This is a genomic window from Nonomuraea sp. NPDC050786 (genome assembly GCF_040654115.1).
In the GTDB taxonomy this organism is placed as follows: Bacteria; Actinomycetota; Actinomycetes; order Streptosporangiales; family Streptosporangiaceae; genus Nonomuraea.
The window spans coordinates 305,110-326,216 of record NZ_JBFAHJ010000002.1; the positions used below are offsets into that span (position 1 = coordinate 305,110).

A 21,107-nucleotide genomic window follows, 5' to 3' on the forward strand; every position below is an offset into this window, starting at 1 on the left:
CACTCAAACTTTCCTCTATGCCTTGGCAGGCAGCCTCTCGAGCACCTCGCCGAGCAGCGCCTTGACGTCGATCAGGTCGCTCTTGACGACCGTCTTGAGCTCCGAGACATCGACCTTGAGCTCCGAGACGTCCGTCTTGAGGACCGCGACATCCGTCTTCAGCTCCTTGACGTCGGTCTCCAGCACGGCCACCCGCCCGTCGAGGGCGTCCAGCTTCTCCCCCGCCTGCACAGCGAGGCCGAGGGCCTTGTCGGTCTTCTGCTCGACCCGCGCCACCTTGCCGTCGAGCTTCGTCATGTTGCGATCGCAGCGGCGGGTCCAGATGTTGATGTCGCGAATGTGATCGCGCGCGTCGCAGAGCGTCGCGAACGCGACATCCTGATCCTCGCGGAGGTTGTCCATGCGTGCGATGAGCGCCTGCGCTTCGTTACTGGTTGTAGTCATGAGGCCGATGTTACAGAGAGCGCCATGGCCGACACGCCGCGTCACTTGAAGATCTCTTTACCCTCTGGGCGAACCCCGCGAGCCCACTCCACGGCCCCCATCACCCGCTTGCCCTGCGGCTGCACCTCGCCCAGCTCGACCGCGTCGGTGGCGGTCCCCACCAGCACTTTCACCTTCGTGGCGGCGACCTCGCCGGCGGGCAGCCGCTCGCCCCGAACCATCCGCACCGCCCCCAGCTTCACCCGCTGCCCGCGGAACTCGGTCCACGCCCCAGGCGCGGGGGTGCAGGCCCGGATCAGCCGGTCGACGTGCAGGGCGGGCTTGGTCCAGTCGACGCGGGCGTCGGTGACGGTGATCTTTGGTGCGATCGTCACTCCGTCGGCTGGCTGCGGCCGGGCCTCCAGGGTGCCGTCCTCGACGCCGTCCAGGGTGGCGGCGAGCAGCCCCGCGCCCGAGACCGACAGCCGCTCAAGCAGCGTCCCGCTCGTGTCGCTGGTGTGGATCTCCTCGGTCACCACGCCGTAGACGGGCCCCGCGTCCAGCTCCTTGACGATCTGGAACGTCGTCGCCCCGCCGATCTCGTCGCCGTGCAGGATCGCGTGCTGCACGGGCGCGGCCCCGCGCCAGGCGGGCAGGATCGAGAAGTGCAGGTTGATCCACCCGTGCCGGGGGATGTCGAGCGCCGACTGCGGGAGCAGCGCACCGTACGCGACCACCGGGCAGCAGTCGGGCTCCAGGGCGCGCAACCGGTCGAGGAAGTCCGGGTCGCCGGCCTTGGCCGGGCGGAGCACCTCGATGCCCGCCTCCTCCGCGAGCTCGGCCACCGGCGAGGGGTGGACCTTGCGGCCCCGGCCCGACTGCGCGTCGGGGCGGGTGACGACCGCCACGACCTCGTGGCGCGGCGAGTCGATCAGGGTGCGCAGCGACGGCAGCGCCGTCTCGGGTGTGCCCGCGAAGACCAGACGCATGCTCTCAGAGCGCCCTTCCGCCGGTGGCGTGCGGCGAGACCTTGATCACGGGGGCGGCCAGACCGCTCCACTCGGCCTCGCGGACGGCTTTCATGGCCAGCTTGCGCTGCTTGGGGTCCATGCGGTCGATGAACAGGATGCCGTCGAGGTGGTCGGTCTCGTGCTGGAAGCAGCGCGCCATCAGGTCGGTGCCCTCCAGCGTGACGGGCTCGCCGTGCATGTTGTAGCCCTTGGCGACGGCGCGGATGGCCCGGGGCGTCGGGTACGACAGGCCGGGGAAGGACAGGCAGCCCTCCTCGCCCTCCTCGTCGAGCTCCGCAGAGAGGTCGAGATCGGGATTGATGAGATGGCCGAGCTGCTCGTCCACGTAGTAGGTGAACACCCGCAGCCCGACCCCGATCTGCGGCGCCGCGAGGCCCGCGCCCGGAGCGTCCATCATCGTGTCGGTGAGGTCCTTGACCAGCTTGCGGAGCTCCTTGTCGAAGTCGACGACCGGGGCCGCCGGGGTGCGCAGCACCGGGTCTCCGAACAGCCGGATCGACTGGATCGCCAAGGGGGTTACTCCGTTCTCACGTGTGGATCAACCCAGTTTAGTGTGCTCGAGCGAGCGCGCCTTCATCGCCGCCTTGCGGGCCGCCTTGACCACGGCCTGGTCGTCGTGGGCGGTGGCCAGCATGTCGAGCACGGCGATCGTGTCGGGATGGCCCACTCCGGGCATCTCGCCGACCAGCTTGATCAGGTCTTCTCCCGGCTCGGGCGGGTCGATCCGGCCCGCGGCCGGCCCCGACAGGTGCATGAGGGCGGCCAGCGAGTCGACCGCCAGCCAGGTGTGGTCCTCGGGGCTCAGCGTGGGGGCCTCGAGGTCGCGGATGTGCAGCCAGGAGGCGGCGTAGCGGCGCATGAGCGGGTGGTCGAGCGCCTCCCTGACAGGCTTCTCGGCCTCCGGGCCCAGCTCCTCGAGGATGGCTCCGACCGCGCCGCGCTGCCCGGCCGTGCCGGAGGCGGCGATCTCGATCAGGTCGCGGGCCGCGGACTCGGGCGCGCGGCGCTCCAGCCAACCGGCGACGGCGCTCTGCGTGGCCGAGCCCTTGACCAGCGCCTCCACCAGCTCGGCCGCCGACAGGTCGGCGAACACCTCCACCTCGGCCGTCGTCGGCGCGTCGTGACCCTCGCGCAACAGGTCGCGGCGGATGGCCCAGACGCCGAGCGGGGTGAGCGCGGTGCGGCCGGCGGCGGTCTGCTCGACGAGCCCGCAGTACGCCAGCAGCGACAGCGCCTCCAGCAGCTCGGCGGGGAGCGCGGCGGCGAGCCTGCGCATCTCGACGGCACCGGGCGCGCAGGCCACCTCGTGGGACTGGAGTATGCCCCTGGCGAGGTTGGCGGTGGCGACGCCGGAGCGCACCGAGTAGATCGTGGCGAGCATCTCGGCCAGGTGGCCGTCGACCACGGCGGAGCCCGTCAGGCCCTCGTCCGCGCGGTCGAGCACGTCCATGACCACGCCGTCCCAGAACTCCAGCGTGGCCTCGACCGTGAGCCGCATCGACAGCGGCCCCCTGGAGGCGCGGCCGCCGAGGATCTGGAGCAGCCCGGTGTTGACGGCGACGATCCAGATCAGGCGCAGCCGGGAGGCGGGCAGGCCCAGCTCCCGTGCGGCGGCCTCGGCGTCCGCCTCAGTCAGGTGCCCTTCGGGGGTCACCTCGCGGGTGCCCGTCCAGGTGGCGAGCCTGATGGCGTCGGCGACCAGCGGCACCGAGGGCACCGCCGCGGCCAGCTCCGCGTCGGGCGCCGGCAGCACCGGCGGGAACGTGAGCGCTTCGTGCTCCACGGGAGTCTCCTCAGGAGGCCGTGGCGGCACGGCGGCCTGCTCATCGATCAGCTTGCGCAGCTCGGCGAGGTCGAAGACGTTGTTTGCCACCCACGAAACTTACTGCACAGCAGTCACATGAGCGTACTCAACGGATGGCTCGGGACCGGGCCTTGAACGCCGCCTTGCGCGCCGCCTTCGCCACCGTGCCGTCGGAAATCGAGCGTCCGAGCAGCTCCAGGACCTCGACGACGTCAGGGTGGTCGACCCGCCACATCTCCTCGATCATATGGGCGGGCGGGCCGGAGGCGGCCATGTTCTCGGCGAAGTTCTCGGGGTCCTCCTCGGCCGCGGGCATCGCCAGCGCGAGCATGTCGACGCTGACCCAGAGCAGCTCCTGCTGGGTGAGCTGCGGCGCGGGCAGACCTCTGGCGGCCAGCCAGTGGATGGCGTGCGGGCGCAGCTCCTGGTCGTCGAGGGAGCGGCGGACCTCCGGCTCGGCCTCCGGGCCCAGCAGGTCGACGATGGTGATCGCGATGCCGCGGGCCACGGCGGGCGCGCCGGAGGCGGCGGCCAGCAGCTCCGCCGCGGCCTCGCCCGGCGCCCTGCCGGCCAGCCAGCGGCTGATGTCCTGCTCGGCGAGCTCGGCGGGAACGCCTTCGAGCAGCCCTTCGATGAGCCCGAGCGCGTCGGCCTCGGCCAGGTCGGGGGCCTCGGGCGCGTCGAGCCCGAGCGACAGGTAGTGCCGACGCAGCCCCCAGACGGCCAGCGGGGTGAGCCCGGCGGTGTCGCCCGTGACCTGGATCATGCCGTGCCGGACGAGGTCGTCGAGCACGGCGTCCAGGTCGATCTCGCCGCCGTCGGCGTACTCGTCGAGGTAATCGCGGATCATGGTGACCGGCACGCGCACCTGGACCCGGTAGAGCATGTCGAACAGGTCGTAGAGCCCCCGGTCGGCGTCGTCCTCGAGGAGCGTGGCGACCCGCTGCGCCCAGGCCTCCAGCGGCTCGCCGGTGTCCGGCAGCGGCTCCTCGGCCAGCGCGGGCACCGTCGCCAGGTCGGCGACGAGGTCCTCCGGCGAGGCCAGCCGGGCGGCGGGCAGCGGCGTGCATCCGGGGCAGTCGCAGGGCGCCTCGCCCAGGTCGGGCATCTCACCGGAGGGGATGGCGATCGCCTGCTCGAGCGACTCCGGGCCGATGGAGCTGAAGAGGGTCTTGGCCATGCCGAAGTTCGCCTGGTCGGCGAGGGCCTCGGGCATGCGCGGCGCGATGTCGTCGAGCCTGTCGCGCATGAGCGCCGCCGTGTCCCCGGACACCGCGCCCGACTCGCTGAGGTAGTCGACGAGGCTGCGGGCGGCGGCGATGGTCTCAGCAGCGCTCTCAGGCGGCGCGATGACCTTGCGCGGATAGATGGACAGCAGCAGCTCGTCGAAGGTCTCGGGGGTGAAGTCACCCAGTTCGTTGACGTTGAGGTAGTCGCTGGCGTAGTCGCAGAGCAGGCGGACCTCGTCCGCGTCCACCTCGACCTCCCGCGCGCGCCCCCAGGCGCGCAGGGCGTCGATGGCCCCGTTCACCCATTCGATCGACACAGAGGCACGCTAACGGCTGGTCCTCAGATGAGCGAATCGGGGAAACGGTCTAAATCAGGTCGAGCGGGTCGACACTTACCTTCACGACATCTGGCGTCTTACGCGCCGCACGCACCCCACTGGCCCCCTTGAGCGCGGCGGCCAGCGCGGCGCCGCCGGACCGCCGGACCCGGATCATGGCCCGTTCCAGGCCGGACTCGTCCACGGGGACGGGGCCGAGCACCTGGGCGCCGGGCGGGAGGCGTACCTCGTCGAGCATCTGCCTGACCGCGCTCGCCGCGCCCGTGAGCGTCGCCATCCGCACCGCCGGCGGGAACCCCAGCTCGGCGCGGTCGCCCAGTTCGCGCTCCGCGTGGGTGACGGGGTCCCACCGCAGCAGGGCCTGTACGGCGGGCAGCGCGGCGTCACCGAGCACCACCAGCTCGGCGGCGGGGCGGAGGAGGGCGGCGGCGTTCATCCACCGGCGGACCGCCTCCTCAGCCGCCCTCAGGTCGGCCCTGCCGAGCAGCGCCCACCCGTCGAGGAGCACGGCCGCCGCGTAGCCGCCCTGCGCCACCGGCTCGGCGCCGGGCGTCGCGACGACCAGCGCGCGGGTGTCGGGGACGGTGGCCAGGACGCCGTCGCGGCCCGACGTGCGCACCGGCACGGAGGGGAAGGCCCTGCCGAGCTCCTCCGCCGTACGCCTGGCGCCGGTGACGACGGCCCGGAGCCTGGGGCTGCCGCAGGACGGGCAGCGCCAGTCGGCGTCCACCCGGCCGCACCAGCGGCAGTAGGGAGCCGCGTGACCGCCTCTGAGCGCGAGCGGCCCGTGGCACACGGGCCCCGGCCGGTCGGCGCCCTGCACCGCAGGCATCCCGTCACCGGCGTCGGTCAGGGCCGCCGCACCGGCGCGCCCGTTCATCGTGGCGCCGCCTGACGGGCTCAGCAGCGGTATGGCCGTCCCGGACGAGGGAGCGGCCGTGCCGGTGGCCGGGCCCGGCAACGGGACGGCCGTCCGGGTCGGGGGCAGGACGCACCGGGCGGGGGTACGGCAGTGCCGGCAGGCCAGGGCGGGCAGGTATCCCCGTCTGGGCACCTGCACCAGCACGGGCCCCCTCTCCAGGCCCTGCCGGAGGGCCCGCCAGGCGAGGCTGGGGAGCCTGGCCTGGCGGGCCGCCTGGTCCTTGGCCAGCTCGGCGTCCTCTCCCGCGGGGCGTACCCGGGGGGCGAGGCTCCTGATCGTCGTGCGGGCCGCCACGATGGGCCTGGCCCAGCGGGTGGCGACGAGCTGGGTGGCCTCCGCGGTCCGCGCGTAGCCGCCGATGAGCATCGCCGCGCCCGTCCTGAGGGCGCGCAGGCCGAGGACCTCGCGGGCGTGCGGGTAAGGGGCCAGGCGTTCGGCGTGCAGGTCGTCGCCGTCGTCCCAGATGGCCACCAGCCCGAGATCGGCGACGGGTGCGAACATGGCGGCCCTGGTGCCGACGACGGCCCGTACGTGGCCGCGCAGCACCTTCAGCCACCGCCGGTAGCGCTCGGCGGGACCCAGGTCGGCGGTGAGCGCCACGTGCCTGCCCGGCCCGAGCACGCGCTCGAGCTCGCCGTCGGCCAGCGCCACGTCCTTGCCGTCGGGCACCACGACGACCGCGCCCTTGCCGCCGTCCAGCGCCGCCCGCACGGCCTCGGCCATCGCGCCCGCCCATCCCCTGGCGCCGGGCAGGGCCGACCACACGGCCCGGGGCGCGCGTCCGTGGCGCAGCGCGTCGAGGAAGGAGGGACCGGTCGGGTACGCGTCCCAGGCGCTCTCGCCCGTGGGCGGCTCCGCGGGCGGAAAATCCTGCTTCGGCGGCTCTTCGGACTCGGCCTTGGCGTGACGGGGCGGTACGGCCAGGCGGAGCACGTCGGTCAAGGTGCCCGCGTACCTGTCGGCGACCGCCCTGGCCAGCCCGGCGATCTCAGGTGTGAGCACGCGCTCCGGGGAGACCACGCGTTCGAGCGGCATGAGCCTTCCCTCGTGCTCGCTGTCGCCGGCCCGTTCCATCAGGAACCCGTCGACCAGCTTGCCCGCGAACCGCACCCGCACGCGCACCCCCGGCTCGGCCGTCTCGTGCATGGAGGCCGGCACCAGGTAGTCGAAGAGGCGGTCGAGGTGCGGGAGCGGGCTGTCCACCGCGACCCTCGCGACGGGGCGGTCAGGGGCGGGTACGGTGGCGCCCTTGGTCTCCTTCGACGACGCTGGGGGCCGCACGGCGTCGAGCGGCAGAAGGGCGTCGTCGGAGTCGGTCACGCATAACGTCTACCAGACCTCACCACCCGGAACCTCCGCCACGCACACGTCCGGACCCGCGCTCCGATGCCACGCGAGGACCTGGGAGGGCCGTACGCCCGAGGGAACGAGCCACGCCTCCACCGAGCCGAAGGACCCGGCCGGGCGCATGGCGGGCAGGCGCCCACCCGCTGTCAAGGGCGTGACAGAGCGCCGGGCCGCGGCGGCGCCCCGACGTCCCAGCGCGTTCCGCCCGTCCCGACGTCAGGGTGCGGTGAGTCCGCCCTGACGTCGGGGCACGGTCGGCGACGATGTCGGCCTCGGGCGGCGTCGGCCCGCGGCGACATCAGCCAGCGGCGGCCTGCGGTTCATGGCCGGTCCGCGGTGGTTCAGATCTCAGAGGCCGACGGCGGTGCGCAGGGCCTCGGCGCGGTCCGTGGACTCCCAGGAGAAGCCCTCGCGGCCGAAGTGCCCGTACGCGGCGGTCTCCGAGTAGATCGGGCGCAGCAGGTCCAGGTCGCGGATGATCGCCGCCGGGCGCAGGTCGAACACCTGGAGCACGGCGTCCTGGATCTTCTCCACCGGCAGCTTCTCGGTGCCGAAGCACTCCACGAACAGGCCCACCGGCTGCGCCTTGCCGATCGCGTACGCCACCTGCACCTCGCACCGGTCGGCGAGGCCGGCGGCGACGACGTTCTTGGCGACCCAGCGCATGGCGTAGGCGGCCGAGCGGTCCACCTTGGACGGGTCCTTGCCGGAGAAGGCGCCGCCACCGTGGCGGGCCATGCCGCCGTAGGTGTCGATGATGATCTTGCGGCCGGTCAGCCCGGCGTCGCCCATGGGACCGCCGATCTCGAAGCGGCCGGTCGGGTTGACGAGCAGGCGGTAGCCCTCGGTGTCGAGGTCGAGGCCGGCCAGCACGGGGTCGACCACGTGCTCCTTGATGTCCGGCGTCAGCATCTCCTTGAGGTCGATCTCCGCCGCGTGCTGCGTGGAGACCACCACCGTGTCCAGGCGGACCGGCGTGTCACCCTCGTACTCGATGGTCACCTGGGTCTTGCCGTCAGGACGGAGGTAGGGCACCACGCCCGTCTTGCGCACCTCCGACAGCCGCTGCGACAGCCGGTGAGCCAGCATGATCGGGAGCGGCATCAGCTCGGGGGTCTCGCGGCAGGCGTAGCCGAACATGAGGCCCTGGTCACCCGCGCCCTGGCGGTCCAGCTCGTCGGCGTCCGCGCCGCCGCCGACCCGGTGCTCGTACGCGTCGTCCACACCCTGGGCGATGTCGGGGGACTGCGCGCCGATCGACACCGACACGCCACAGGAGGCGCCGTCGAAGCCCTTGTGCGAGGCGTCGTAGCCGATCTCCAGGATCTTCTCCCGGATGAGGGCCGGGATGTCGACGTAGGTCTCAGTCGTGACCTCGCCTGCGACATGGACCTGGCCGGTAGTGATCAGCGTCTCGACCGCGACCCGGCTCCGGGGGTCGTCCTTGAGCATGGCGTCGAGAATCGCGTCACTGATCTGGTCAGCGATCTTGTCCGGGTGGCCCTCGGTGACCGACTCGGAGGTGAACAGGCGACGTGACAACTCAGTGGCTCCTCATGCAGCGGCTGCTGACGGATGTAAAGCCCAGGACGCATGGGCACGCCTGAGCGTCGCCGAGTCTAGCCCTACCCGGCGCCGGGGCGCGAAACCGTCCACTATCCGGCTCCCGTCACAGCTCAGGCAGAGGGTCGGGTGGCAGGGTCTCCGGCGCGAAGACCTCCGCGTCGGCGGCCGCCACCACGGCGGCGTACTCCTCATCGAACTCGAATGTCATCGAGTCTAGCTCGATGATCGGTCCAGGCAGGATAGGGCCGAGCCTGGTGTGTCGCGGGAAGGCCGCGAGCACCGCCACCGGCCGGTCGGTCCTGAGCGTCCTGGTGGCCAGCACCGAAATGGCCGAGCCGGTGACCACGATGAGGAAGTGCCCCGTCCCCGCAGGCACCGCGGACACCGCGGGAAAGACGTAGTGGATCTCCCCCTGGTCGCCGAGCAATGTTCTACAACGATCCCTGACAGCAGAACCCACCGGCATTCCATCCCCCCTTCGCCCAAGTATCCGCAGGCGCGCGAGGATGTAGCAATAGTCGATCAGGTAATCGGCCTTACGCCATTTGGGGGTTCGCGTCCCTTTTGAAGTGCGCGGTCAGGAGAGGCGGGCGGCGACCAGGTCCCACACGGCGTCGGCGACGTCCTCCTTGGGGCCGAACGGCACCTCGACCGGCTCGCCGCCGGCCACCAGCACGGTGGCCGCGTTGTCGGGGGTCCCGAAGGCGAGGCCCCCGCCCACCTGGTTGACGACCAGCAGATCGCAGCCCTTGCGGGCGAGCTTGGCCTGCCCGTTGGCGAGCACGTCGTCCGTCTCGGCCGCGAACCCGACGATCACTTCCGGGTACGCCCTGGGCCCCCGGCGCGACGCGACGTCAAGCCCGCCACCATCCGGCCTCGAGTCGCCCGGCTCCGGGGACGCGACTCCGGCGGGCGACGGCTGCGGCGTCGCGCCTTCGGGCAGCGGCGGCTGCGAGCCTGCCGCACCGGACGGAGCCTGCTGCGGCGTCGCGGGGCCGGGCGGCGACAGGTGCGAGGTCACGGCGCCGGACGGCTGCGGTGCCGTGGCGGCGGCCGGCTGCGGCGTCGCGGCACCAGAGGTCCACGGCTGCGAGGGCGGCAGGGCGGGCGCATCATCGTGAGAGACGCCGTCGGCCGGCTGCGGCCGCGAGTCACCCCGCGTCCCGTCGCCTGAATGCGCTTGCGCCGCGCGGGCGTCGCGGCGGAGTGTGCCGAGCTCGGCGAGGATGTCGGGATTCTTCGTCAGAAAGATCGGCTCAGGCTCGCCGTCCGTCTTCTTGATCTTCGTGTCGCGGCGCGTCGCAGGCCGGAAGTCGGCCACCGCGGCGGCCATGACGACCACGTCGGCGTCGGCAGCGGCGGCGAGCACCGCCTCGCGCATCTCGGCCGCCGACTCCACCCGGACGACCTTCGCCCCGGCGGGGTCGGGCAGGGCCACGTTCGCCGCCACCAGGGTCACCTCGGCGCCCCGGGCGGCCGCCGTGCGGGCCAGCGCGTAGCCCTGCAGCCCCGAGGAGCGGTTGCCGATGTAGCGGACGGGGTCGATCGCCTCGCGGGTGCCGCCGGCGGAGATGAGGACCTTGCGCCCGGCCAGGTCGCGGGGTCGGCCGCGCAGCACGCGCAGGCACACCTGGAAGATCTCGGCCGGGTCAGGCAGACGGCCGGGGCCGGTGTCGGCGCCGGTGAGGCGGCCCACGGCGGGATCGATCACGACGGCGCCCCGCTCGCGCAGTGTCGCGACGTTGGCGCGGGTGGCGGGGTGCTGCCACATCTCCGTGTGCATCGCGGGCGCGAACACGACGGGGCACGTGGCCGTCAGCAGCGTGTTGGTGAGCAGATCGCCGGCCAGCCCGTGGGCGGCCCGCGCGAGCACGTCGGCGGTCGCGGGCGCCACCACGACGAGGTCGGCCTGCTTGCCGATCCGCACGTGGGGCACCTCATGAACGTCGTCCCACACCTCTGCCGACACGGGGTTGCCCGACAGGGCGGCCCAGGTGGGCGCGCCCACGAACTTGAGCGCCTCGCGGGTCGGGACGACCCGCACCTCGTGCCCGGACTCGGTGAACAGGCGCAGCAGCTCGCAGGCCTTGTACGCGGCGATGCCGCCGCTGACGCCCAGGACGACCTTCATCGAAGGGGTCAGACCGCGCCTTCGATCGGCTCGGCGTTGAGGAGACCCTCGGAGACCTCGCGCAGGGCGATGGACAGCGGCTTCTCCTGCGCGTGCGTCTCGACCAGCGGCCCGACGTACTCCAGCAGGCCCTCGCCGAGCTGGGAGTAGTAGGCGTTGATCTGGCGGGCACGCTTGGCGCCCATGATCACCAGGGAGTATTTGCTGTCGACGATGTCGAGCAGCGCGTCGATCGGCGGGTTGGTGATGCCCTCCGCGGCCGGGGTGGTGCCTGCCACGATTGTCAGACCTCTCGGTTGGTGGTTGTCGTGACCCCCTGAGGGTCAGTCATCAAGGCTATCAGCCGAGAGCACACGTCTTGGACGTTCGTGTTCACGAGGCTCAGGTCGAACTCCGGCTCCGCCGCCATCTCGATCCGCCCAGCGTCGAGGCGGCGCGCGATGACGTCCTCCGGCTCGGTGCCGCGGCCGCGCAGCCGCTTCTCCAGCTCCTCCCACGAGGGCGGGGCCAGGAACACCAGCAGCGCCTCAGGCATGCTCCTGCGCACCTGCCTGGCGCCCTCGAGGTCGATCTCGAGCAGCGTCGGCACGCCGTCGGCGAGCTTCTTCATCACCGGCTCGCGCGGCGTGCCGTAGCGGTTTCCCGCGAACTCCGCCCACTCGAGCAGCTCCCCGGCCGCCACGAGCCGGTCGAACTCCTCGCCGTCGACGAAGTAGTAGTGGACCCCGTTCACCTCACCGGGCCGGGGCCTCCTGGTGGTCACCGAGACCGACAGCCACACCTCGGGGTGTGCCCGCCGGAGCTCGGCGACGACCGTGGACTTGCCGACGCCCGACGGCCCTGAAAGGACCGTCAGCCGTCGTTCGCTCAAGGGCAAGAATCCGACCTCCGCTCCGGGCCCGAATGCCTCGTAGGCACTGACTTCGCCGGACCAGGACCTGTCGGTCACTTTCCTACCCCCCGTTGAACCTGCGCTTTCTTGTGGAACAGAGATTAGCTCTCGTTGCCACCGAACTCGCGCTCGAGGGATGCCCTCTGGTTCGCACCGAGACCCCGCACGCGGCGGGACTCGGCGATGGCAAGCCGCTCCATGAGCTGCTTGGCGCGGACCTTGCCCACGCCGGGGAGCGATTCCAACAGAGCCGACACCTTCATCTTTCCGATGACGTCGTCGGTCTGCCCATCCTTGAGCACCTCAGCCAGAGAAACCGCGCCATGCTTGAGCCGGTTCTTGACCTCGGCACGCTCTTTACGGGCCTTGGCAGCCTTCTCCAGGGCTGCGGCGCGCTGCTCAGGGGTCAGTGGAGGAAGAGCCACGCCGGGTCACCTCGAATTTCTGTCGATGTACTCGGACGGGAAGGGAAACTAGCTGGTCATCGCCCCCTAAGCAACGTCAAGAGCCGTTTCTCTCCGCACAAAATCCACTTCATCACTGTCCGTGTCCATAAAATCACAGTCCGCTGATGAAATCGCCCCCACTTCCCGCTTCTCGCGTCGCCTCACGACGGTGTCGCGAAACGCAACGATGATCACATTCCAGTCACCCCCCGATGTCCGAAACCTCTCCCACACCAGGCCCGAAACCGGAACGAAGATCGCGCACAAGTGCTCCCGCGCATGCATTATGATCTTGCGATGGCACCCACAGGACCATGATCCAAAGGCCGCCCGAGGGAGCCTCCGTACGACCGTTCAGAGGGCCCTCGGAGCGAACGCGTTTCACGGCGCGGAGATGGCTCCAGAACGGCGCGTGGAGGCACCGGCTGACGATTCGCCACGGTGGTGGTCAAGAATGCGCGTCGTCACGGCGAGCGACCCGTGAGCCTTCACGACCGGCCATGACGGAAGGCAAGGGACGTCGGCGCGTGCGGCCCACCGTGCGCAGCCGTACAGGATGGACGGTTTGATGGGCGCGCGGCCCACCGCGCGCAGCCGAACAGGATGGACGGTTTGGTCGGTCAGGCGCGGCGGGACGGCGGAGGGGTCACGACGCGCGCCGGAGGGACGCCGCGATGGAGGCGGCGGCCGCGCCCGGATCCGGGGAGGCGGTGATGGGGCGGCCGATGACGAGGAGGTCGGCGCCGTCGGCGAGTGCCTGTTCGGGCGTGGCCACCCGCGCCTGGTCCTGCGCGTCGGCCCCGGCGAGCCGCACCCCGGGCGTGATGAGCGTGATCCCCTCCCCCACCTCCGCCCGCACCGCGGACACCTCGTTGGGCGAGCACACCAGCGCCGTGGCCCCCGACTCCACCGACAGCGCGGCCAGGCGGCGTACGGCGTCGTCGGCGGGCCCCACGAGCCCGATGCGGCCCAGGTCGTCCTCGCTCAGCGAGGTCAGGATCGTCACCGCGGCGATCCTGGTGTGCGGGTCCGCGGCCTCCACGGCGGCGCGGATCATGGCCGGGCCGCCGGCGGCGTGCACGGTGAGGATCGCCGGGCGCAGCCGGGACACGGCGCGCGAGGCGCCGGCGACGGTGTTCGGGATGTCGTGGAGCTTGAGGTCGAGGAACACCTGCACGCCGCTGGCCCCCCGGACGGAGGCGATCACGTCGGGGCCGTAGCGGAGGTAGAGCTCCAGACCCACCTTGACCGTGCTGACGTGCGGCGTCACCAGCGCCGCCCACCGGGCGGCGGTCTCCAGGTCAGGGGCGTCCAGGGCGACGGCGATGGGCGCGGGGGTCAGGAGCGGTGCGGGGGTCAAGAGGTGCTCTCCTCGGAAGCGATGGGTGCGGGAGTCAAGAGGTGCTCTCCTCGATTTCATGGCTGATCATGGCGTGCTCTCTTCGGCGTCGACGAGCAGGTGGCGGGGGGCGCTGCCCGGCGGGCGGTGGGCGAGGCCCACGGCGTCGGCCAGGCGCTGGAAGCCGCGGGCCCTCAGCAGGTCCTCCAGCTCGCGTTCGATGCGCAGGCAGGCGTAGGGGTCGTGGAACAGCGCCGTGCCCACTCCGACCACACAGGCGCCCGCCAGGACCAGCTGGAAGGCGTCCCTGCCGGTCATCACGCCGCCGATGCCGATCAGCGGCACTCCGGGGAGCGCCGCGTGGACCTGCCACACGCACCGTACGGCCAGCGGCAGGATGGCGGGCCCCGACAGCCCTCCGGTGACGGCGGCGAGCGAGGGCCGCAGCGCCTCGGTGTCGATGGCCATGCCGAGCGGATTGTTGATCATGGACAGCGCATCCGCCCCGGCGTCCACGCAGGCCCGTGCGACCGACACGATGTCGGCCACGTCGGGCGCGAGCTTGGCCACGACCGGCACGTCGTAGCGCATGATGGAGCGCACCGAGGCGATGACCTCGGCCGCCGCGCTGCCCTCGCGGGCGAAGACGCGGCCGCGGTCCTCCATGTTCGGGCAGGAGAGGTTGACCTCCAAGGCGGTGACCCCGGGCGCGTCGGCGAGCCTGCGGGCCAGCTCCGAGTATTCGGCGACGGTGCCGCCGCCGATCGAGACGATGGTCTTGATGCCCCTCTGGGCCAGCCAGGGCAGCTCGCGCTCCAGGAACGCGTCGATGCCCGGCCCCTGCAGCCCGACGGCGTTCAGCAGGCCCGAGGGAGTCTCCGCCATGCGCGGCGTGGGCCGTCCCGCCCTCGGCGCCATGGTGATCGAGCGGGTGGTCAGCGCCCCGAGCCGGTGCAGGTCGAAGAACTGGGCGAGCTCCCGTCCGGAGGCGGCGCATCCGGCGGCCGTGGTGATCGGGTTCGCCAGCTCCACATGCGCCAGAAATGTCCGCATATCAACTGACATGTCGTGCACCGCCTCCGGGGGCGCCGAGCGCGTCGAACGGGATCGTTCCCACGTCCTCGAACCGCACCCGCTCCCCCCGGAACACCGGCCCTTCAGCGCACGCCCGCACCATCCTGGTCACTCCGTCGTCACCGATGACGGGCAGCACGCACGTCATGCACACCCCGATGCCGCAGGCCATCGACTCCTCGACGGCCACCTGCACCGGGATGTCGAACTCCATCGCCACCGCCGTCACGGCCCGCAGCGTCTCCATGGGCGCGCAGGCGTAGACCGCGTCGGCCCGCGTGTCGGCGATCACCGAGGGTAGCGCGTCGGTGACCTTGCCGCGTAGTCCGAGCGAGCCGTCCTCGGTGGTCAGCGTGGTGGTCTCGGCGATCCTGCGGGCCCGCATGGCGCCGAACACCCGCTCGGCCCCGGCTCCGCCCAGCACGAAGTCGACCCGGCAGCCCCGCGCCAGCAGCGCGTCGGCCAGCGGGAACAGCACGGCGGAGCCGTACTCGGCGCCGACCAGCACGCAGTGCGCCGGGTCACGCGGCAGCGGGAAGGGGCGGCCGAGCGGCCCGACCAGGTCGAGCGTGTCGCGGGCGCGCCGCTCGGCCAGCCAGGCCGTGCCGGGGCCCGAGGCGGTGAAGACCAGCTCGACCGTGCCGCCGTAGTCGGCCTTGACGTCGTGGATGGACAGCGCGCGGCGCGTCACCATCGACGTGTAAGCCCCGCCGACCGCCACGGAGACGAAGTGACCGGGGCGGTAGCGCTCGGCTATGCCGGGCGCCACCACCGTCAGCGCATGGTAGGCGTCGACCCGGCGCGTCGTCAGCACCGTGCCCGTCACCTGCACCGGAGTGCCGGCCAGTCGTCTTCACCTCCCGTGCGGGGTCAGCCCCGTAGTGCCTGCGCGTGCTCCTGGAGAGACCGTACGCCGACGTCGCCGCGCACGATCGCCTGGATGCCCGCCGCCGCGGCCGCGAGCCCCGAGACCGTGGTGATGCACGGGATGCCGCGCAGCACCGCGGCGGTGCGGATCTCGTAGCCGTCGAGCCGCGGCCCGGACTGCCCGGGGCTGCCGAAGGGCGTGTTGATGATCAGGTCGACCTCGCCGTCCAGAATGGCCTGCACGCTCGTGGGCTCACCTCCCGGACCCGTCCTCTCGCTGTGCTTTCGCACGATCTTGGCATGGACACCGTTACGGCGCAGCACCTCGGCGGTGCCCTCCGTGGCCAGGATCTCGAATCCGAGATCCGCCAGCGCCTTCACAGGGAAGATCATCGCACGCTTGTCCCTGTTGGCCACGGATACGAACGCGCGTCCCTTGGTCGGAAGCCGGCCGTAGGCGCCCGCCTGGGACTTGGCGTACGCGATCCCGAAGTGCGCGTCGATGCCCATGACCTCGCCCGTGGAGCGCATCTCCGGCCCCAGCACGATGTCGACGCCCCTGAACCGGTTGAACGGCAGCACCGCCTCCTTGACCGCGATGGAGGCGTCGAGAGGCAGCGTCCCGCCGTCGCCGGTCGCGGGCAGCATGCCCTCCTCACGCAGCGAGGCGATCGACGCGCCGAGCATCACCCGGGCCGCCGCCTTGGCCAGCGGCACCGCGGTGGCCTTGGACACGAACGGCACTGTACGGCTGGCGCGCGGGTTGGCCTCCAGGACGTACAGGACACCGGCCGACATCGCGTACTGGACGTTCAGCAGGCCGCGCACGCCCACGCCCCGGGCGATGGCCTCGGTGGCGGCGCGGATGCGCTTGATGTCGTGGCTGCCGAGCGTGATGGGCGGCAGCGCGCACGCCGAGTCGCCGGAGTGGATCCCCGCCTCCTCGATGTGCTCCATGACGCCGCCGAGATAGAGCTCCGACCCGTCGTAGAGGGCGTCGACGTCGATCTCGATGGCCTCGTCCAGGAACTTGTCCACCAGCACCGGGTGGCCGCCCTCCTGGGCCGCCATGTACGTCGTCAGCGTGTCCTCGTCGTACACGATGGCCATGCCGGCGCCGCCCAGCACGTAGGACGGGCGCACGAGCACGGGGTAGCCGATCTCCTCGGCGATCTCCCGCGCCTCGGCCACGGTGAGCGCGGTGCCGTGCTTGGGAGCGGGCAGCCCCGCCTCGGCCAGCACCCGCCCGAACGCGCCGCGCTCCTCGGCCAGGTGGATCGACTCGGGCGAGGTGCCGACCACGGGCACGCCCGCGTCCTTGAGCGCCTGCGCGAGCCCCAGCGGCGTCTGGCCGCCGAGCTGCACGATCACGCCGGCGACCGGGCCGGTCTGCTGCTCGGCGTGCACGACCTCCAGGACGTCCTCCAGCGTCAGCGGCTCGAAGTAGAGCCGGCCGGAGGTGTCGTAGTCGGTCGAGACGGTCTCGGGGTTGCAGTTGACCATGACGGTCTCGAACCCGGCCCTGGCCAGCTCGAACGAGGCGTGCACGCACGCGTAGTCGAACTCGATGCCCTGCCCGATGCGGTTGGGCCCGGAGCCCAGGATGATGACCTTCTGGCGCTCGCCGTAGGGGACCTCGTTCTCCTCGTCGTAGGTCGAGTAGAGGTACGGCGTCTTCGCGGCGAACTCGGCGGCGCACGTGTCGACGGTGTTGTAGACCGGCCGCAGCCCCAGGGCGTGGCGCAGGTCGCGCACCCTGGCCTCGTCGATGCCGCGGATCTCGCCGAGCTGCGCGTCGCTGAAGCCGTGGCGCTTGGCCCGTTCGAGCACCTCGGCGGTCAGCTCGGGCGCGGCGGCGACCGCCTCGGCCTCCTCGTGGAGCAGGAAGAGCTGGTCGATGAACCAGGGATCGACGTTGGTCGCCTCGAAGAGCTCCTCGGGCGTGGCGCCCGCCCTGATGGCCTGCTGCATGGTGCGCAGCCGCCCGTCGTGCGGCGTGCGGCACGCCTCCAGCAATGCGGATTTGTCCGCGACATCGCCGGCCCAGCTGAAGGACGAGTCCTTCTTCTCCAGCGACCGCAGCGCCTTCTGCAGCGCCTCGGGGAAGGAGCGGCCGATGGCCATGGCCTCGCCGACGGACTTCATGTGCGTGGTGAGTGTCTGGTCGGCGCCCCTGAACTTCTCGAACGCGAACCTCGGCACCTTCACCACGATGTAGTCGAGCGTCGGCTCGAAGGAGGCCGGGGTCTCCTTGGTGATGTCGTTGGGGATCTCGTCGAGCGTGTAGCCGATGGCCAGCTTGGCCGCGATCTTCGCGATCGGGAAGCCGGTGGCCTTGGAGGCCAGGGCCGAGGAGCGCGACACGCGCGGGTTCATCTCGATGACGATCATGCGCCCGGTGCGCGGGTTCACCGCGAACTGGATGTTGCAGCCGCCGGTGTCGACGCCGACCTCGCGGATGACCGCGATGGCGACGTCGCGCATGTTCTGGTATTCGCGGTCGGTCAGGGTCAGCGCGGGCGCGACGGTGACGCTGTCGCCGGTGTGCACGCCCATCGGGTCGATGTTCTCGATGGAGCAGACGATGACGACGTTGTCGTTCTTGTCGCGCATGACCTCGAGCTCGTACTCCTTCCAGCCGAGGATCGACTCCTCCAGGAGCACCTCGGTGGTCGGAGAGGCGTCGAGCCCCGCGCCGCCGATGCGCCGCAGGTCGTCCTCGTCGTAGGCGAACCCGGAGCCGGCGCCGCCCATCGTGAACGACGGCCGGACCACGACCGGGTAGCCCAGCTCCTCGGCGGCGGCCAGGCACTCGTCCATCGTGTGGCAGATGGCTGACCTGGCCGACTCGGCGTTGAGTCCGTGCTCGCGGGCGACCTTGGCGACGATCTCCTTGAACCGCTCGCGGTTCTCCCCCGCCTGGATCGCGTCGAAGTCCGCGCCGATCAGCTCGACCTCGTACTTCTCCAGCACGCCGGACTCGTGCAGCGCGACCGCGGTGTTGAGCGCGGTCTGCCCGCCGAGCGTCGGCAGCAGCGCGTCCGGCCGCTCCTTGGCGATGATCTTCTCGACGAACTCGGGGGTGATGGGCTCCACGTACGTGGCGTCGGCGAACTCCGGGTCCGTCATGATCGTCGCCGGGTTGCTGTTGACCAGGATGACCCGGAAGCCCTCGGCCCGCAGCACGCGGCACGCCTGGGTGCCCGAGTAGTCGAACTCGCACGCCTGGCCGATCACGATCGGCCCCGAGCCGATCACCAGGACGGACCTGATGTCCTCACGCTTGGGCACGGCTCATGACCTCACAGAACTCGTCGAAGAGATAGGCCGCGTCGTGGGGGCCCGCGGCGGCCTCCGGGTGGTATTGCACGCTGAAGGCGCGGCCGTCGAGCAGGCGCAGCCCTTCCACGCAGCGGTCGTTGAGATTGACGTGGCTGACCTCGGCCTGGCCGTACGGGGTGTCGAACGGCCCGTCGAGCGGCGCCTCCACGGCGAACCCGTGGTTGTGCGCCGAGATCTCCACCTTCCCCGTGCGCACGTCCTGGACGGGCTGGTTGACGCCCCGGTGCCCGTAGCGCAGCTTGTAGGTGGAAAGGCCCAGGGCCCGCCCGAAGAGCTGGTTGCCGAAGCAGATCCCGAAGAACGGGACCTTCGCCTCGAGGACGCCCCGCAGCGCCGAGACGTCCGCCGTGGCGGGGTCGCCGGGCCCGTTGGAGAAGAACACGCCGTCCGGACCGACCGCCATGATCTGCTCGTACGTGGCCGTCGCGGGCAGCACGTGCACCTCGCAGCCGCGCTCGGCCATCCGGTGCGGCGTCATGCCCTTGATGCCGAGGTCCACGGCCGCGACCGTGAACCTCTTCGCACCGATGGCGGGCACGACGTAGGGCTCGCCGGTGGCCACCTCGGCGGCCAGGTCGGCGCCCTCCATGCGGGGCGAGCGCCGCACCCGCTCGACCAGTTCCTCGACCGGCTCGGTGGGCGCGCTGAAGATGCCGGCGCGCATGGCGCCGCGCTCGCGCAGGTGGCGGGTGAGCGCGCGGGTGCCGGAGATGGCGATCCCGACCACGCCCTGCTCCTTGAGGTAGTCGTCGAGCGAGCGGTTGGCCCGCCAGTTGGAGACGACCCTGGACGGCTCGCGCACGACGTAGCCGGCGACCCAGACGCGCTTGGACTCCGGGTCCTCGTCGTTGACGCCTGTGTTGCCGATGTGGGGCGCCGTCATGGCGACGATCTGCCGATGGTAGGACGGGTCCGTGAGGGTCTCCTGGTAGCCGGTCATGCCGGTGTTGAAGACCATCTCGCCGAACGTCTCGCCCTCGGCGCCGTACGGGGTCCCGTGGAAGACGCGGCCGTCTTCCAGGACGAGCACCGATGTGTTCAAACCAGCTTCCCTTCGAGAACGGTCGGCCTGCCGCGCAGGAACGTGGCCACTACCCTGCCGGGCAGCGTCATCCCCTCGTACGGGGTGTTCCGGCTCTTCGACGCGTATGCCGACGGATCCACCTCGGTGCGTACGGACGGGTCGTACAGCGTGATGTTGGCCGGGGCCCCCGCCTCGAGCGGCTGACCCTGCCCGGACAGGCGGCCGATGCGCGCGGGGACGACGGACATGCGCTGGGCGATACCCGCCCAGTCGAGCAGCCCCGTCTCGACCATCGCCTCCTGGACCACGCTGAGCGCCGTCTCCAGGCCGATCATCCCCATGGCCGCGGCCGACCACTCGGTCTCCTTGTCCTCGACCGGGTGGGGTGCGTGGTCGGTGGCGACGACGTCGATCGTGCCGTCGGCCAGCGCGGCGCGCAGCGCCTCGACGTCGGCGCGGGTGCGCAGCGGCGGGTTGACTTTGTAGATCGGGTTGTAGGCGCCCACCGGGGACTCCTCGACGAGGTCGTCGGTGAGGAGCAGGTGGTGCGGGGTGACCTCGGCGGTGACGTTCCAGCCCTTGGACTTGGCCCAGCGGATGATCTCGACGGAGCCGGCCGTGGAGACGTGGCACACGTGCAGCCTGGAGCCGACGTGGGCGGCCAGGAGGCAGTCGCGGGCGATGATCGCCTCCTCCGCGACCGCGGGCCAGCCGGTCAGGCCGAGCCTGCCGGAGACGACGCCCTCGTTCATCTGGGCGCCCTCGGTCAGCCTGGGCTCCTGGGCGTGCTGGGCGACGACGCCGTCGAACGCCTTGACGTACTCCAGGGCGCGGCGCATCAGCACGGCGTCGTCCACGCACTTGCCGTCGTCGGAGAAGACCCGCACGCGGGCGGCCGAGTCGGCCATCGCGCCCAGCTCGGCGAGCTGCCTGCCCTCGAGGCCGACGGTCACGGCGCCGACGGGGTGCACGTCGCAGTGCGCGAACTCGCGCCCGAGCCGCCACACCTGCTCGACCACGCCCGCGGTGTCGGCGACGGGCGAGGTGTTGGCCATGGCGTGCACGGCGGTGTATCCGCCGCGGGCCGCCGACTGCGTCCCGGTCTGCACGGTCTCGGCGTCCTCGCGGCCGGGCTCACGCAGGTGCGTGTGGAGGTCCACGAGGCCGGGCAGCGCGATCGCGCCGCCGCCGTCCACGGTCTCGGGCCCTTCCAGGCCCGGCCCGATCTCGGCGATCACCCCGTCGGCGACCCGGATGTCGACCGGCTCCCCGCCGAGGATCCGAACATTCTTGATGATCATCATGCCTCCTTCGTCGGCACAATGATCATCA

At 71.7% G+C, this 21,107-nt stretch carries 18 protein-coding genes; all 18 read right to left on the minus strand.

What is annotated here, in order from left to right; translation table 11 throughout:
• Positions 1 to 15: 15 nt before the first annotated feature.
• Positions 16 to 444, minus strand: coding sequence for a hypothetical protein (locus AB0H84_RS05775; RefSeq protein ID WP_357598669.1), 429 nt, complete (start codon positions 442 to 444; stop codon positions 16 to 18).
• A gap of 41 nt (positions 445 to 485) precedes the next feature.
• A complete protein-coding gene (gene fmt, locus AB0H84_RS05780; protein ID WP_357598672.1) occupies positions 486 to 1,412 on the minus strand; it encodes a methionyl-tRNA formyltransferase in 927 nt (308 codons plus the stop codon).
• A gap of 4 nt (positions 1,413 to 1,416) precedes the next feature.
• Complete coding sequence (gene def / locus AB0H84_RS05785; RefSeq protein WP_357598675.1) at positions 1,417 to 1,965, minus strand: peptide deformylase; 549 nt, start codon at positions 1,963 to 1,965, stop codon at positions 1,417 to 1,419.
• A 27-nt stretch (positions 1,966 to 1,992) separates the two neighbouring features.
• Positions 1,993 to 3,327: a hypothetical protein gene (locus AB0H84_RS05790; protein WP_357598677.1), complete on the minus strand. Its 1,335-nt coding sequence runs from the start codon at positions 3,325 to 3,327 to the stop codon at positions 1,993 to 1,995.
• A 37-nt stretch (positions 3,328 to 3,364) separates the two neighbouring features.
• Positions 3,365 to 4,804 carry a hypothetical protein gene (locus AB0H84_RS05795; protein ID WP_357598680.1) on the minus strand — a complete coding sequence of 480 codons (1,440 nt, stop codon included), beginning with the start codon at positions 4,802 to 4,804 and terminating at the stop codon, positions 3,365 to 3,367.
• Between the two features lie 49 nt (positions 4,805 to 4,853).
• Entirely contained in the window at positions 4,854 to 7,028 is a 2,175-nt protein-coding gene (locus AB0H84_RS05800) for a primosomal protein N' (RefSeq protein WP_357599654.1), read from the minus strand.
• Between the two features lie 414 nt (positions 7,029 to 7,442).
• Entirely contained in the window at positions 7,443 to 8,636 is a 1,194-nt protein-coding gene (gene metK / locus AB0H84_RS05805) for a methionine adenosyltransferase (protein WP_357598683.1), read from the minus strand.
• A gap of 127 nt (positions 8,637 to 8,763) precedes the next feature.
• Complete coding sequence (locus AB0H84_RS05810; RefSeq protein WP_357598685.1) at positions 8,764 to 9,126, minus strand: hypothetical protein; 363 nt, start codon at positions 9,124 to 9,126, stop codon at positions 8,764 to 8,766.
• Positions 9,127 to 9,237: 111 nt separating this feature from the next.
• On the minus strand, positions 9,238 to 10,791 hold the full coding sequence (coaBC, locus tag AB0H84_RS05815; RefSeq protein WP_357598688.1) for a bifunctional phosphopantothenoylcysteine decarboxylase/phosphopantothenate--cysteine ligase CoaBC: 1,554 nt from the start codon (positions 10,789 to 10,791) through the stop codon (positions 9,238 to 9,240).
• A gap of 8 nt (positions 10,792 to 10,799) precedes the next feature.
• The gene (gene rpoZ, locus AB0H84_RS05820; protein ID WP_043638590.1) at positions 10,800 to 11,069 is read right to left on the minus strand and encodes a DNA-directed RNA polymerase subunit omega; all 270 of its coding nucleotides are present in this window, start codon (positions 11,067 to 11,069) and stop codon (positions 10,800 to 10,802) included.
• A 5-nt stretch (positions 11,070 to 11,074) separates the two neighbouring features.
• Positions 11,075 to 11,668, minus strand: a complete 594-nt coding sequence (gene gmk, locus AB0H84_RS05825) for a guanylate kinase (protein WP_357598691.1) — start codon at positions 11,666 to 11,668, stop codon at positions 11,075 to 11,077.
• A gap of 116 nt (positions 11,669 to 11,784) precedes the next feature.
• Positions 11,785 to 12,108: an integration host factor, actinobacterial type gene (gene mihF / locus AB0H84_RS05830; RefSeq protein ID WP_020541698.1), complete on the minus strand. Its 324-nt coding sequence runs from the start codon at positions 12,106 to 12,108 to the stop codon at positions 11,785 to 11,787.
• 667 nt (positions 12,109 to 12,775) lie between these two features.
• Positions 12,776 to 13,471, minus strand: a complete 696-nt coding sequence (pyrF, locus tag AB0H84_RS05835; RefSeq protein ID WP_357599657.1) for an orotidine-5'-phosphate decarboxylase — start codon at positions 13,469 to 13,471, stop codon at positions 12,776 to 12,778.
• A gap of 84 nt (positions 13,472 to 13,555) precedes the next feature.
• Positions 13,556 to 14,533, minus strand: coding sequence for a dihydroorotate dehydrogenase (locus AB0H84_RS05840; RefSeq protein ID WP_357598694.1), 978 nt, complete (start codon positions 14,531 to 14,533; stop codon positions 13,556 to 13,558).
• Positions 14,523 to 15,389: a dihydroorotate dehydrogenase electron transfer subunit gene (locus AB0H84_RS05845; protein ID WP_357599660.1), complete on the minus strand. Its 867-nt coding sequence runs from the start codon at positions 15,387 to 15,389 to the stop codon at positions 14,523 to 14,525. The genes AB0H84_RS05840 and AB0H84_RS05845 overlap by 11 nt, the downstream gene beginning before the upstream one ends.
• Before the next feature lie 23 nt (positions 15,390 to 15,412).
• Entirely contained in the window at positions 15,413 to 18,700 is a 3,288-nt protein-coding gene (gene carB, locus AB0H84_RS05850) for a carbamoyl-phosphate synthase large subunit (RefSeq protein WP_357598697.1), read from the minus strand.
• Positions 18,687 to 19,793: a glutamine-hydrolyzing carbamoyl-phosphate synthase small subunit gene (gene carA, locus AB0H84_RS05855; protein ID WP_357598699.1), complete on the minus strand. Its 1,107-nt coding sequence runs from the start codon at positions 19,791 to 19,793 to the stop codon at positions 18,687 to 18,689. Before carA ends, carB begins: the two co-directional genes overlap by 14 nt.
• On the minus strand, positions 19,790 to 21,079 hold the full coding sequence (locus tag AB0H84_RS05860) for a dihydroorotase (RefSeq protein ID WP_357598702.1): 1,290 nt from the start codon (positions 21,077 to 21,079) through the stop codon (positions 19,790 to 19,792). Before AB0H84_RS05860 ends, carA begins: the two co-directional genes overlap by 4 nt.
• Between the last annotated feature and the right edge of the window lie 28 nt (positions 21,080 to 21,107).